Below are 13,833 nucleotides of genomic sequence, written 5' to 3' on the forward strand. Positions count from 1 at the left end.
CGGCACCCAGGTGCCGGGGCACGCATTTTGGGCATAGCTTTTTTGGACAAAGCTGTGTCTGATGCAAAAAGGGGGCAAAATGGACGGACGTGTTCATAAAGACCCCACAACAAAAATGCTGAGAATCGACAGGCCGCGTGTCGGCGGATGTCAGCACAACAGCAGGAGGGACACATGGGTGACATTGCACGACTCGTAGGCCAGCGTCTTGGTCTCGGGTTGATCATTTTGTTAATCATCTCCGTCATCATCTTCTTCATGGTCGAACTTCTGCCTGGCGATATCGCGCAGGCAGTTCTTGGTCAGGGAGCGACGGAAGAGAACCTTGCGGCATTGCGCAAGGAAATGGGATTGGATCAACCCGCCATCGTCAGGTACTTGGCCTGGCTCAAGGATGCGGTGACGTTCGACTTTGGCAGCTCGATCGTGACGAAAACTCCGGTTACCGAGATCATCGGTGAGCGCTTTATGAACACGCTCTTTCTTGCGGCCTATGCGGCCGTGATCGCCGTGCCGGTCGCAATCATCTTGGGTGTTCTTGTCGCCCTTCTGCGCAACTCGATCTTCGACCGGGTGGCCAATGTGGCCACGCTGACGTCGATTTCCTCGCCTGAATTTTTCCTCGGCTACATCCTGATCCTCTACTTCTCGGTCAAATGGGGCATGTTCCCGGCGATCTCGAGCCTGAGTGAAGGGATGTCGTTTGGCGAGCTTCTCAATCGAACCTTCCTGCCAGCCCTGACGCTGGTTCTTGTCGTTGTGGCACACATGATGCGCATGACCCGAGCGGCGATCATCAACCTTCTTGCCTCGCCCTATATCGAGATGGCACGGCTGAAAGGCACCCCGCCATGGAAGGTGATCGTGAAACACGCCCTACCAAATGCATGGGCGCCGATCATCAACGTTGTGGCACTGAACCTGGCCTACCTGATCACGGGTGTGGTTCTGGTTGAGGTGGTGTTCGTCTATCCGGGCATCGGCCAGGCGCTTGTAGATGCCGTATCCAAACGAGACTTCCCGGTTGTACAAGCCTGCTGTCTGATTTTCGCCGCAACCTTCATCCTGCTCAATCTGGCAGCGGATGTGGGCGCGATCCTCACCAATCCGCGTTTGCGGCATCCGAAGTAAGGGGGTAGAGATATGAGCCTATTCGTTATCGGATACTACACCCTGCTGCTGGCGGTTTCGTGCCTTGCAGCTTACTTCAACAAAAAGACGATCTTCCTATTGGCCTTCTCGCTGACCTTGGTCTCGTTTGTCCTTGGGATCGTTGGTGGGCCGGGTGCTCTGCGGGCTGTGGCCATTTGCGCTGGCTTGTTGCTTTTGACCGGGATGGTGTCCTACGCCTTCCGCGAATTCCTCATCCAGATGGCCGAAAGCAATATCGGATTGTCCTTCACCAACAATCCGCCAGTGCTCTATGGCTGCATCATCATCCCGATTGTGCTGATTGTGCTGTCTCGCTTGCTAGAGTGGCCAATCACGGAGTTTGCGCTCGCAGCGCTCATTCTGGTGATCATCCTCATCGGGATGAACTCGGAGACCGCCAAGGAGCTTCGGACTGCGCCGATGACGGCGGCGTTCGGGATGTTCGTGATCTTCACCTATGCGATTGCCGGCATCTTCGCGCCCTACATCGCTCCGCATGGTGAGGCAGAGGTTATCTCGTCTGCCTTCGCTCCGGCAGATGAATCCATGCTTCTGGGCGCTGATCAGCTTGGTCGAGATATGTTCAGTCGTATCGTCTACGGCGCTCGTAACTCGGTTGGTCTCGCACTGACTGCAACTGTGGCGGCGTTTGTGCTTGGAGCAGGTGCCGGGCTTCTAGCTGCCACCAAAGGCGGCTGGTTTGATCAGTTGATGGGCCGGATTGCTGATGTGATCATGTCGATCCCATCCTTGATCTTCGCGCTTCTGATGCTCTCGATCTTCGGGCCCAGCACTGTGGTCATTATCTGTGCCGTCGCCATCATCTATGCCCCGCGTGTGTTCCGCCTGACCCGAGCGGTCGCGGGCAACGTTGTGGTCATGGACTATATCGAAGCAGCCAAGCTGCGCGGTGAAGGCACTGGATATCTGATCCGTCGCGAAATCCTGCCAAACTCCACGGCGCCTCTGATCGCTGAATTTGGTCTGGAGTTCTGCTTTGTGTTCCTGCTTGTCGCGGGTCTTAGCTTCCTTGGCCTTGGTATTCAGCCGCCCACGGCGGACTGGGGATCCATGGTGCGCGAGAATGCGACGCTGATCTCGTTTGGTGACATCACGCCACTTATCCCGGCGGCATCGATTGCGCTGTTGACGGTGGCGGTCAACTTCGTGGTTGACTGGATGCTGTTCCGGTCCTCTGGTTTGAAGGAGCAATAATCATGGCTAAAAAAGAAGTCCTTCTGAATATCAAAGACCTCAAGATTGAGGGGTACTCAGACGAAACCTGGGTGCCCATCATCAAGGGCGTTGATCTAACCCTGCACCGCGGTGAGGTCATGGGCCTCATCGGGGAATCCGGCGCCGGTAAGTCGACCATCGGAGCGGCGGCCATGGGCTATGCCCGGGACGGCACGCGCATTGTAGAAGGCTCCAAGATCGAGTTTGACGGGATGGAGCTCACCACGGCATCGGAATCTGAGAAACGCGCCCTGCGTGGCTCTCGGATCGCCTATGTGGCGCAGTCGGCGGCGGCATCGTTCAACCCGGCGCACAAGATCATCGATCAGCACACAGAGGCACCGCTGCATTATCGCATCCAAAAGCGCATGGAAGCGCAGGAAGATGCGATGGACCTCTATGAGCGGCTGCGGTTGCCCAACCCGAAAGAAATCGGGTTCCGCTATCCGCACCAGGTGTCTGGTGGTCAGCTACAGCGCGCGATGACGGCGATGGCGATGTCCTGTCGTCCTGACCTGATCATCTTTGATGAGCCGACCACGGCCCTCGACGTGACCACCCAGATCGAGGTTCTGGCCGCGATCCGGGACATTGTGGACCAGTTCAACACCGCAGCCCTCTACATCACGCATGACCTCGCGGTCGTGGCGCAGATGGCCGACACGATCAAAGTGCTGCTCAAGGGCAACGAGGTTGAGGAAGCCTCGACCGAGGAGATGCTCAACAATCCCAAGGAAGACTATACCAAGTCGCTCTGGGCCGTGCGCAGCTTTGAAAGTCCGCAGCGGCATCGTCCAAAAGACACCACGCCTCTCATTTCGGTAAAGAATGTCGACGCAGCCTACACGGCGGGTCCAAAAATTCTGGATGACGTGTCGTTTGATATCTACGAGGGCATGACCGTGGCGGTCGTGGGGGAATCCGGTTCAGGTAAGTCCACAACGGCACGGGTGATCACGGGTCTTCTGCCACCACAAAAGGGTGAGGTTCTGTTCAGAGGGGAACCTTTCCCGCCTGACTATCGGAACAGGTCAAAGGACCAGTTGCGGCAATGCCAGATGATTTATCAGATGGCGGATACGGCGCTTAACCCGAAGGTCAAGATTTCGGAGATCATCGGCCGTCCGGCGCAGTTTTATTCGGGGCTGACCGGAGCGGATCTTAAGAACCGGGTGGACGAGATTCTCGATCTGATCGAGCTTGATCCGTCGAAGTTCTACAATCGGTATCCATCAGAGCTTTCGGGCGGTCAGAAACAGCGGATCGGGATTGCCCGAGCGCTTGCTGCCGAGCCGACCTTTATCGTCTGTGACGAGGTGACCTCGGCGCTCGATCAGCTTGTGGCGGAAGGTATTCTGCGCCTGCTGGACCGGCTGCAGAACGAGCTTAACCTGGCCTATATGTTCATCACGCATGACCTTGCGACGGTGCGCTCGATTGCCGATGAGGTGATCGTGATGCAGCAGGGCAAAGTGGTAGAGCAGGGGCCCAAGGACGATATGTTCAAGCCACCGCACCATCCTTATACGGATCTGCTTTTGAGTTCTGTGCCTGAGATGGACCCCAACTGGCTCACGACGCTTCTGGAAGAGCGTGGAGTGGACAACGTGGGGGATGCCGCTTCGGCCAAGATCAGCGAATAGTAGTTTGGTCTTAGTTTTGAAACAGAGCGGCCGCCCAAAGAGGCGGCCGTTCTACTGTTATCCGGTGATGGCCATTCCAGTGAGCACCATCGTGCCCAAAATCAGCGCATAGACCAATACAACTGCTGGCCAGGAGCCGCGCTTGGCTTGTACTTCGCGGATCAGTTCATCGCGGGTCATTGTGGTTACTCCCAAAAACACAGAGGCGTTAAACGGAATAACCGCTCAACGCCTTGGATCGCCATATATAGGCAGAAAGGTTTAACGCGTGGTTAGCGTCTCAGCCAACGATGGCCATGGCTGAGAAAACCAAAGTGCCAACAAGTACGCCGTATACGAGTACGACAGCTTGCCAGGTGGCACTATGCATACGAAGTTCGCGGTTCAGTTCGTCGCGTGTCATGGGTGCCTCCTTCGGTTGGCGGTAACATTTTGGGTCGAACACGGCTTGTTCTATGAAACGCATGTAGTGAATAAAAATGCCGATGCAATTGATTTCGATCAAAATATCTATGCGTTTTCTGCATGCCTGAAATGGCGACACAGCATGGCTGTGGATAAGTATATTTTACTGTTTTAAAACATATACTTATTTTGGTGTTTCGAGTCTGGAAACGACTGTTTAAGTAGTGCCTTGTAGCGGCATTACCACAATATCTCCATCCTGCCGGGCTTTCATCGCCAGGGCCGCGGCATGTGCGGCGGCGGCTGTCGTGTAATAAGGAATCTTGTCATAAAGCGCGACGGAGCGGATGGAACGGCTGTCTTCGACCGCTTGCGCGCCTTCGGTGGTGTTCATAACCAGGCTGATCTGGCCATCCTTGAGCATGTCGACCACGTCTGGGCGACCTTCGTAAACCTTATTCACCACCTCGCAGGCGATCTCATGCCCTTCGAGGAAGGATGCCGTGCCGCGCGTGGCGATGATGGCAAAGCCCATATCCACCAGATGTCGCGCGGTCTCAACAAGCTGATCGGTCTTGTCGTCATTCTTGATTGAGAAGAACACTTTGCCGCTTTCGGGGAATGTGACGCCTGCGCCCATCTGAGCCTTGAGGAAGGCGCGGGGGAAATTCACGTCCCAGCCCATGACCTCGCCGGTGGAGCGCATTTCGGGGCCAAGGATGGTGTCGACGCCGGGGAAGCGGGCAAAGGGCATGACGGCCTCTTTGACTGAGAACCAGGGCATAGCCGGATCGGCGAGGGTCATCTGGTCGGCCATGGGCAGCGTGCCGGGTTTGGCGTCCTCGGGATAGGCGCCGCGATTTGGGAAGGCGCTTAGGCTTTCTCCGGCCATGAGGCGTGCGGCGATGGAGGCGATGGCGCTATCGGTTGCCTTGGCGACGAACGGCACGGTGCGCGAGGCGCGTGGGTTCACTTCAATGAGGTATATATCATTGTCCTTGACCGCGAATTGCACATTCATCAGGCCGCGTACGTTGAGTGCCAGCGCAAGTGCACGCGTCTGGCGGTCGATCTCGTCAATGGTCGATTGAGGCAGGGTGTGAGGCGGCAGGCAACAGGCGCTGTCCCCTGAATGCACGCCCGCCTCTTCGATATGTTCCAGGATACCCGTGATATGCACGTCTGTGCCGTCCGAGAGCGCATCGACGTCGCATTCTATTGCCCCGGCGAGATAGCCATCCAACAGAACCGGGCTGTCACCCGAGACGACCACGGCCTCGGAAATGTAGCGTTCCAACTGGGCCATATCGCGCACGATTTCCATTGCACGACCGCCCAGTACGTAAGAGGGGCGGATGACGAGCGGGAAGCCGATATCCTCTGCAATCTTGAGCGCCTCAGCGTCGCTATGGGCAATCCCGTTCTTGGGCTGTTTAAGGCCAAGCTGATTGACCAGCGCTTGGAACCGCTCGCGGTCTTCGGCGAGGTCAATGGCATCCGGCGAGGTACCAAGAATCGGAATGCCTTCGGCCTCCAGCGCATTGGCGAGTTTCAGCGGTGTTTGCCCGCCAAATTGCACAATGACCCCGTGCAGCGTGCCGTTTTCCTGCTCTTTGCTCAGGATTTCCATGACATGCTCAAAAGTGAGCGGCTCAAAATAAAGCCGGTCTGACGTGTCATAATCCGTGCTCACCGTTTCCGGGTTACAGTTGATCATGATCGTCTCATAGCCCGCGTCCGTAAGTGCGAAGCAGGCGTGGCAGCAGCAATAGTCAAACTCGATCCCCTGGCCGATCCGGTTGGGACCACCGCCAAGGATGACGACCTTTTTGCGATCTGAGGGACGCGCTTCGCATTCCACGTCGCCCATCATGGGCGTCTCGTAGGTCGAGTACATATACGGCGTCTGCGCCTCAAATTCGGCCGCACAGGTGTCGATGCGCTTGAAGACGGCCGTCACCCCTTTGGCGACCCGCGCCCGGCGCACATCGGCCTCTTTAAAGCCGGTCAGCTTGGCAAGACGCGCATCTGTAAAGCCCAGCATCTTGAGCTTGCGCAGGCTCTTCTCGTCGCTGGGCAAACCTTCGGCGCGGACGGTTTCCTCGGCTTCGATGATTTCGCGAATACGCGCCAGGAACCAGGGGTCGAACTTGGTGGCGGCGAAAATTTCATCGTCGGTAAGGCCATGGCGCATGGCCTGCGCGATGACACGGATCCTGTCGGGGGTTTGCTTGGCCAGCGCCTTGACCACGGCGGTTTTTTCCGGCGCGCCGTCGATCTCGATCTCGTCAAAGCCGGTGAGGCCGGTTTCCATCGACGCCAGCGCCTTTTGCAAGCTTTCGTGGATTGTCCGGCCGATCGACATGGCCTCGCCCACGGATTTCATGGCGGTGGTGAGGTACGGCTCAGAGCCAGGGAACTTCTCAAAGGCAAAGCGCGGGATCTTGGTGACCACGTAGTCAATCGTCGGCTCAAAGCTTGCTGGTGTCACCTTTGTGATGTCGTTGTCCAACTCATCAAGCGTGTAGCCCACAGCCAGCTTGGCCGCGATTTTTGCAATAGGAAAGCCTGTGGCCTTGGACGCCAGCGCCGAAGAGCGGCTCACGCGCGGGTTCATCTCAATGACCACCATGCGACCATCATCGGGGTTGATCGCCCATTGCACGTTGGAGCCGCCGGTCTCCACCCCGATTTCACGCAGGACGGCAATCGAGCCGTTGCGCATGATTTGGTATTCCTTATCCGTCAGCGTCAGGGCAGGGGCCACGGTGATGGAATCGCCGGTATGCACGCCCATTGGGTCCACGTTTTCAATTGAACAGACGATGATGGCGTTGTCGGCTTTGTCGCGCACAACCTCCATCTCATATTCTTTCCAGCCCAGCAGGCTTTCGTCGATCAGGATCTGACTGACCGGAGAAGCATCGAGGCCGGACTTGCAGAAATGCTCATAATCGGCGCGGTTGTAGGCCACGCCGCCGCCTGTGCCGCCAAGAGTAAAGGCCGGACGGATGATGGCAGGCAGGCCAATCTCTTCGAGCGCGTCCATGCATTCGTCCATGGTATTGGCGATGGTCGCCTTAGGATTTTCAATCCCCAAACGGTCCATCGCTTCACGAAAGAGCTTGCGGTCCTCAGCCATTTCAATGGCTTCACGGTTTGCACCGATCAACTCGACATCGAATTTCTCAAGCACACCCATGTCCGCCACGGCCAAGGCGGTATTGAGGCCGGTCTGCCCGCCCATGGTCGGCAAGAGCGCATCTGGACGCTCTTTTTCGATGATGCGCGCGACAACCTCAGGCGTGATCGGTTCGATATAGGTGGCGTCGGCCAGCTCAGGATCAGTCATGATCGTGGCCGGGTTGGAGTTGACCAGGATCACCCGGTAGCCCTCTTCCCTTAGCGCCTTGCACGCCTGAGCGCCGGAATAGTCGAACTCACATGCCTGCCCGATGATGATGGGTCCCGCTCCGATGATCATGATGGATTTGATATCGGTTCTTTTCGGCATGTGACCCCCCGGTTCCGCACGACTTTGCTGCTCCAACCCTATTGGCCAGTGCACCTAAATTGTCGTGGGTTATAGGGAAAGGTTGGGCAGTTTCAAGCGAGATCGGACGTGCCGGTCTGCTTCCTGCAAAATAATCGGCGCGGTCGCAAGTCTCCGCACCGATTTGATTGGATGAACTGTCAGATACTCAGAACCGCAAGGCGTAACCGAGACGAAGCTCATTTGTTTCGAAATCATCAAGCGTTATAGGCACGACACCCGGAAGGTCCGTCGCATTGGTGGACGAAGAACCATAGTTTGTGTAGCGATATTCGATCCTCAGCATTGAGCCGCTGGTCACAGCGACATCCAAACCCAACGCCGCTGTGTATCCATACAATGTCTCATTGCGCGAAGGGTCTCCAACGGCGACGTTGAGGGTTTGCAACTCTATTTCGCCCGCTGCGCCGCCAATGGCCGCGTAGGGCATGTATCTGCCTTGCGTGTATCCAGCTCGAAACCGCAACGCGGCACCGGCTTCCAAGGTTTGGTCAACTTGTTGCGCTGGAGCGACGTTTACCGGGCCAAAGTCCGATATGTTTGATACAAATAAATCGCCTTCGACGCCAGCAACCCAACTGGGTGAAACTTGCCAGTTATATCCAACAAAGGCGCCTGCCAACAGGCCTTCAGGAGTGGAATCAAAGCGTATTGCAGGTGCAGCGGTCGCAAAGCCCCCTGCATCGCCTTCTCCGTAACCCGCCTGAACACCGGCGTACAAACCGCTCCAGTCCTGCGCATGAGCCGGAATGCTTCCAAAGCTCAAAAACGCCGTGACAGCCAACACTATGGAGTGTTTCATTTTTGTTCCCCTGCCCACACGCTACTGCTCTGATGGCGCAATTTAAGACTAAAAGGAATCAAAAGATATGCCCCATCAGCGGCAGATGCTGTGAGTTGTGGCATATTTGCTCTACATTCGCCTCCACCTTATTCCGTGCGCTTTTGGTTGGATGGCGCAGGCCGAACAAGACTTCCTTCTTTGCTGTGAGCAAGCAAAGTGTTGGTGCCATGATCAATTCACTCTGCGGCGTGGCGCACTCCTTCTGCCGTGGATGAATAGAGGTAGTCGCGCGTCAAAGGCACAGTGTCTTGCTTTGGTGCAAGTTGGAACTGGAAAACCACCTGTTTGTTAAATCGGAAGGTTGTTTCGCAGGCCACCAAGTAATACCGCCACATCCGACAGAACCGGGCGTCGTAAAGCGCTTCGGCTTTCTCGATATTTTCCATAAAGCGGTCATACCAATGGCGAAGCGTCTCGGCATAATGCAGGCGCCAAATTTCGACATCAGCAGTGTGGAAGTCGTGGTTCTCAATGGCCTTTGCGGCTTCGGACAAGGAGGGCACGTAGCCGCCCGGGAAGATGTACTTGGCGATCCACGGGCTTGTTGTGCTGGGTGGGGCGCAGCGGCCGATGGTGTGGATCAGTGCTACGCCATCATCCTTCAATAGCTTGCGCACGGTACGAAAATACTCGTTGTAATGTGGCACGCCAACATGTTCGAACATGCCTACCGATACAATGCGGTCGAACGTACCTTGCACATCGCGGTAGTCCATCAGCTTGAACTGTGCCCTGTCAGCCAATCCCATGGCTTCGGCGCGTTGATTGGCCATGGCATGCTGCTCTTCTGAAAGAGTAACGCCTACAACATCGGCTCCGAAATCCCGCGCGAGTGTGAGACCCATGCCACCCCAGCCGCAGCCGATATCAAGCACGCGCATGCCCGGCTCAATCATCAATTTGCGCGCGATATGCTGTTTTTTGGCGACTTGTGCTTCTTCCAGTGTCATCTCCGGATCAGCAAAATAGGCGCAGGAATACTGTCGATCCTCGTCAAGGAACAGATCATACAGGTCCCCCGAAAGATCATAATGATGCGCCACGTTCGAGCGCGACCGGCTGGCCGGGTTGAACTGTTGTAGATGTCGCCCAAGATGTCGAAGTGCAACAAGTGGCTTGCGAAACCACGGCTGTCCCTGATCTGCGATGTTGCTGACAGCAAGAGTTAAAAACCCGTAAAGGTCGTCATTCTCGATCGTCAGTGTCCCATCAGTATAAGCCTCGCCGACTGCCAGGTCGGGAGACATGATGATGCGCCGTGGCAGGTTTTCTTCATTGAGCGTGATCGCCACCGAAGGCGTGCCGCCATCGCCATATGTTTGTTTGGTTCCATCCGGAAAGGTCAGTCGCAACTCACCCTTACGGAAAAGATGCCGGAGGAAGGCATCGAGCAGTTTGATCCACATAGTCCACCCCATGTCATTTGCGCCAGTCATGGCGGGTCTCGAGGTCCCTTATGCCGTCCTGCCGCGGTGCCGGTTCCCACTCCGGCTCATTCGTTGTGGGCAAGATTTTTGCGCAATTTGACATATCTGTAAACGATTTTGCCCCGCTGCGCGGTTTCCCGCACATCCGCCGGGTCTTGACTTTACCCGCGCACCCATGTGTATCGGCTCGGACGTCAAATGTGCGGCCTGTTTGGGCCGAAGAACGCCTTGGAGGCCTTAAAATGCACGCATATCGCTCTCACTCCTGTGCCGAGCTGACCAAGGAAAACGTTGGCGACACTGTGCGCCTTTCCGGTTGGGTGCACCGCATTCGCGATCACGGGGGCGTGCTCTTTATCGATCTGCGCGATCACTATGGCGTGACGCAGGTGCTCTGCGACCCCGATAGCCCGGTTTTTACCGAAGTGGAGAAGCTGCGGTCTGAATGGTGCATTCGCATCGACGGCAATGTCAAAGCGCGGGATGAGAGCCTGATTAACGCCAAGATCCCAACGGGTGAGATTGAGGTCTTTATCCGGGATATGGAGGTTCTGGGCTCTGCTGAAGAGCTGCCTTTGATTGTCTTTGGGGATCAGGAATATCCTGAGGAAACTCGACTGCGCTATCGCTACCTCGATCTGCGCCGTGAGGTGATGCAGGAGAACATGAAGCTGCGCTCTGACGTTGTGGCCTCTATCCGCAAAAGGATGTGGGATAAGGAGTTCCGCGAATATCAAACGCCGATTATCACGGCGTCCAGCCCGGAAGGCGCGCGCGACTTTCTGGTGCCGAGCCGCCTGCATCCGGGTAAATTCTACGCTCTGCCGCAAGCCCCACAGCAATTCAAACAGCTGATCATGGTGTCGGGCTTTGACAGGTATTTTCAGATTGCGCCCTGTTTCCGCGATGAAGACCCGCGCGCCGACCGGTCGCCCACGGATTTCTATCAGCTCGACATGGAAATGAGCTTTGTTGAGCAGCAGGATGTGTTTGACACGGTCGCGCCTGTGATTGCCGGTGTGTTCGAAGAATTCGGCGGCGGCGAGGCGGTGGATGCGCCGGAAAGCTGGCCGCAAATTCCTTACGCGGAAGCCATGCTGAAATACGGCTCTGATAAGCCCGACCTGCGCAACCCGATTGAGATGCAGGACGTGTCCGAACATTTCCGCGGCTCGGGCTTTGCAATCTTTGCCAAGCTTCTGGAGCAAGAGGGCACGGAAATTCGCGCCATCCCTGCCCCGACGGGTGGCAGCCGCAAGTTCTGTGACCGTATGAATGCCTTTGCCCAGAAAGAGGGCCTGCCAGGGATGGGGTATATCTTTTGGCGCGACCAGGGCGAGGGGATGGAAGCCGCTGGGCCGCTTGCGAAAAACATTGGCCCTGAGCGCACAGAAGCGATCCGCACACAGCTTGGTCTTGGTGTGGGTGATGCGGCGTTCTTTCTTGGGGGCAAGCCAAGCACCTTTGAACGTGTGGCGGCCAAAGCCCGCGATGTGATTGGCGAAGAGCTGACCCTCACCGACCAGAACCGCTTTGCCTTTGCCTGGATCGTGGACTTCCCGATGTATGAGGCGGATGAGGAAAGCGGCGCGATTGATTTCTCGCACAACCCGTTCTCCATGCCGCAGGGCGGGCTGGACGCACTCACCAGCGATCCGCTGTCTGTACTTGGTTACCAATATGACTTGGCCTGCAACGGGTATGAGCTCGTCTCTGGTGCTATTCGGAACCACAAGCTTGAGATCATGATCAAGGCGTTTGAGCTCGCAGGCTATGATGAGGCAGAGGTGCGCAAGCGCTTTGGCGGCATGGTCAATGCGTTCCAGTATGGCGCGCCGCCCCATGGTGGCTGTGCGGCGGGGATTGACCGGATCGTGATGCTGCTGGCGGGCACGTCCAACATCCGCGAGGTCATCATGTTCCCGATGAACCAACGCGCCGAAGACCTTATGATGAACGCGCCAAGCGATCCGACAAGTGACCAGTTGATGGAATTGGGGCTCAGGGTTATTCCGCAGGAGTGAACGTTTTCCCACTTTTCTTTTGGCCGCTGTCACGCCTATCGTTTGGGTAAGCGTGAAGGAGTGGGGGAATGCGTGCTGATCGTCCAATCGGACCCGTCGTCGAAGGCTGGCAAGAGCCGCCTTTGCCAGGAGATATGGTCTTGGAGGGCCGCTATGCGCGGTTGGAGCCCCTAGAGGCAGAGTTGCATGCGGCGCTTCTGTTTCGGGCGTTTGAGGGACATGACTGGGTTTGGGATTACATGCCGGCGGGGCCCTTTGGGTCAGCGGCGCAGTTTCACCGCTGGATGAAGGACGCCACAGCAGCGGATGACATCTTGTTTTTTGCCATTTTTGATAAGGATTCTGGCGCGTTTGGTGGCTTTGCCTCTTACCTGCGCATGAAGCCTGCCTCTGGATCTATCGAGGTGGGCTATATTGCCATGGCCCCGGCGTTGCAGCGGACGCGTGCGGCGACAGAAGCGATGTATCTGATGATGGAATGGGCCTTTAAGGCCGGTTACCGGCGGTATGAGTGGAAATGTGATGCTCTGAACCGGCCGTCTCGCGCCGCAGCGCAAAGGCTGGGGTTCAGCTTTGAAGGTGTCTTTGTGCAGGCCACAGTGGTCAAGGGGCGCAATCGTGACACGGCGTGGCTGGCGGTTATCGACAAGGAGTGGCCCGCTTTGAAGGAAGCCTATCAGCTTTGGCTTTCACCATCGAATTTTGATGAACTCGGTGCACAGAAAGAGCGGGTGAGTGATCTGACACGCTTAGTGCGTCGGGCAAATGACCCTAGTCTGGATTAAATCGCCACCTTTTGCGTGATCCGGTCGCGCACCATTTGCAGCAAATCCTTTACCATTTCAGAGGCAGTTTTGCCCTGCGCGCCATGCTGTTTCAGGCGCGATGCCGCTTCGGCCAGAGTCCTGTCGTCCGCTGAGCGCGCAACGCCCCCCAGAAACTGTGCGACATAGTCAAGCATCGGGCCATCGGTTTCGCCCTCTAAAAGGTCGGCAACATGGGACATGTCATCACGATAAGAGGCGGGATCAGGTATAATCTGGTCATCTGACACCGGTCGCAATCCTTTGGGTCGGTGTGTTTCCGGCAGGATGGCCAGCACCGCCTCTTGAAAGACCGCGAGGCTCTGCAAGGGTTTGCCGAGAAATCCGTCCGCGCCTGAGGACAGTGCAAGCTCTTCTGCGCCGTCATCGCCGCTAAGCCCCAGAAGTGCGCTAACCCTTGGAACAGCTTCATTCAGGTCCCGCAGCAGATCTTCTCCGCGGCCATCTGGCAGGCCCATATCCACGATAACCACAGAGGGTCGGTACACTTTCAGGTGTCGTCGCGCCGAACGTAGGCAATCCGCCCGTCTTATGCGCGCGCCGCTGCGCAGGCACATAAGGCGCATTGTTTCACAGGCAAAACGGCTGTCTTCGACCACCAGAACCGTGAGTCCAAGAAGGGGACGTCGTGCCGTGGGGGATGTGCGTTGTGCGAAAGGATCTAATTCATCCATCTTGGTCTCCTGCATCTCAATACCCGCAGCAACGCTACGCGGCCTTGGCTA

Annotated in this window: 11 protein-coding genes; 5 read left to right on the top strand and 6 right to left on the bottom strand. The window is 56.7% G+C overall.

The annotated features are described in order from the left end of the window. Positions 1 to 174: 174 nt before the first annotated feature. Genes RZS32_RS11375 through RZS32_RS11385 form a run of 3 tightly spaced genes read left to right on the top strand, consistent with a single transcriptional unit; the run spans position 175 to position 4,031 of the window. The gene (locus tag RZS32_RS11375; protein ID WP_317057098.1) at positions 175 to 1,131 is read left to right on the top strand and encodes an ABC transporter permease; all 957 of its coding nucleotides are present in this window, start codon (positions 175 to 177) and stop codon (positions 1,129 to 1,131) included. A 12-nt stretch (positions 1,132 to 1,143) separates the two neighbouring features. Then, the gene (locus RZS32_RS11380; protein ID WP_317057099.1) at positions 1,144 to 2,367 is read left to right on the top strand and encodes an ABC transporter permease; all 1,224 of its coding nucleotides are present in this window, start codon (positions 1,144 to 1,146) and stop codon (positions 2,365 to 2,367) included. 2 nt (positions 2,368 to 2,369) lie between these two features. Next, on the top strand, positions 2,370 to 4,031 hold the full coding sequence (locus tag RZS32_RS11385) for an ABC transporter ATP-binding protein (RefSeq protein ID WP_317057100.1): 1,662 nt from the start codon (positions 2,370 to 2,372) through the stop codon (positions 4,029 to 4,031). 57 nt (positions 4,032 to 4,088) lie between these two features. On the opposite strand, the gene RZS32_RS11390 is transcribed toward RZS32_RS11385, so the two are convergent. The 5 genes from RZS32_RS11390 to RZS32_RS11410 all read right to left on the bottom strand — a co-directional run bounded on the left by RZS32_RS11390 (position 4,089) and on the right by RZS32_RS11410 (position 10,239). Next, positions 4,089 to 4,211, bottom strand: coding sequence for a hypothetical protein (locus tag RZS32_RS11390; protein ID WP_317057101.1), 123 nt, complete (start codon positions 4,209 to 4,211; stop codon positions 4,089 to 4,091). A 100-nt stretch (positions 4,212 to 4,311) separates the two neighbouring features. After that, a complete protein-coding gene (locus RZS32_RS11395) occupies positions 4,312 to 4,434 on the bottom strand; it encodes a hypothetical protein (protein WP_317057102.1) in 123 nt (40 codons plus the stop codon). Positions 4,435 to 4,653: 219 nt separating this feature from the next. After that, positions 4,654 to 7,950, bottom strand: coding sequence for a carbamoyl-phosphate synthase large subunit (gene carB, locus RZS32_RS11400; RefSeq protein WP_317057103.1), 3,297 nt, complete (start codon positions 7,948 to 7,950; stop codon positions 4,654 to 4,656). Between the two features lie 187 nt (positions 7,951 to 8,137). Continuing rightward, positions 8,138 to 8,791, bottom strand: a complete 654-nt coding sequence (locus RZS32_RS11405) for an outer membrane protein (protein ID WP_317057104.1) — start codon at positions 8,789 to 8,791, stop codon at positions 8,138 to 8,140. Positions 8,792 to 9,009: 218 nt separating this feature from the next. Beyond that, positions 9,010 to 10,239 (bottom strand): cyclopropane-fatty-acyl-phospholipid synthase family protein, encoded by a 1,230-nt coding sequence (locus RZS32_RS11410; RefSeq protein WP_317057899.1) that lies wholly within the window; start codon positions 10,237 to 10,239, stop codon positions 9,010 to 9,012. Positions 10,240 to 10,502: 263 nt separating this feature from the next. On the opposite strand from RZS32_RS11410, the gene aspS reads away from it, so the two are divergent. After that, positions 10,503 to 12,284, top strand: a complete 1,782-nt coding sequence (aspS, locus tag RZS32_RS11415; RefSeq protein ID WP_317057105.1) for an aspartate--tRNA ligase — start codon at positions 10,503 to 10,505, stop codon at positions 12,282 to 12,284. Positions 12,285 to 12,352: 68 nt separating this feature from the next. Beyond that, positions 12,353 to 13,069, top strand: a complete 717-nt coding sequence (locus RZS32_RS11420; protein ID WP_317057106.1) for a GNAT family N-acetyltransferase — start codon at positions 12,353 to 12,355, stop codon at positions 13,067 to 13,069. Here RZS32_RS11420 and RZS32_RS11425 read toward each other — a convergent pair. Beyond that, entirely contained in the window at positions 13,066 to 13,782 is a 717-nt protein-coding gene (locus tag RZS32_RS11425; protein ID WP_317057107.1) for a response regulator, read from the bottom strand. The two genes, RZS32_RS11420 and RZS32_RS11425, sit on opposite strands and share 4 nt — an antisense overlap. Positions 13,783 to 13,833 lie beyond the last annotated feature (51 nt).

The organism is Roseovarius sp. W115 (genome assembly GCF_032842945.2).
GTDB classification, from domain to species: domain Bacteria; phylum Pseudomonadota; class Alphaproteobacteria; order Rhodobacterales; family Rhodobacteraceae; genus Roseovarius; species Roseovarius rhodophyticola.

Coding starts and splice junctions, on each gene's coding strand:
- RZS32_RS11390 (WP_317057101.1), bottom strand. CDS start 4,211: ATGACCCGCGATGAACTGATCCGCGAAGTACAAGCCAAGCGCGGCTCC.
- RZS32_RS11375 (WP_317057098.1), top strand. CDS start 175: ATGGGTGACATTGCACGACTCGTAGGCCAGCGTCTTGGTCTCGGGTTG.
- RZS32_RS11395 (WP_317057102.1), bottom strand. CDS start 4,434: ATGACACGCGACGAACTGAACCGCGAACTTCGTATGCATAGTGCCACC.
- aspS (WP_317057105.1), top strand. CDS start 10,503: ATGCACGCATATCGCTCTCACTCCTGTGCCGAGCTGACCAAGGAAAAC.
- RZS32_RS11410 (WP_317057899.1), bottom strand. CDS start 10,239: ATGTGGATCAAACTGCTCGATGCCTTCCTCCGGCATCTTTTCCGTAAG.
- carB (WP_317057103.1), bottom strand. CDS start 7,950: ATGCCGAAAAGAACCGATATCAAATCCATCATGATCATCGGAGCGGGA.
- RZS32_RS11425 (WP_317057107.1), bottom strand. CDS start 13,782: ATGGATGAATTAGATCCTTTCGCACAACGCACATCCCCCACGGCACGA.
- RZS32_RS11420 (WP_317057106.1), top strand. CDS start 12,353: ATGCGTGCTGATCGTCCAATCGGACCCGTCGTCGAAGGCTGGCAAGAG.
- RZS32_RS11380 (WP_317057099.1), top strand. CDS start 1,144: ATGAGCCTATTCGTTATCGGATACTACACCCTGCTGCTGGCGGTTTCG.
- RZS32_RS11405 (WP_317057104.1), bottom strand. CDS start 8,791: ATGAAACACTCCATAGTGTTGGCTGTCACGGCGTTTTTGAGCTTTGGA.
- RZS32_RS11385 (WP_317057100.1), top strand. CDS start 2,370: ATGGCTAAAAAAGAAGTCCTTCTGAATATCAAAGACCTCAAGATTGAG.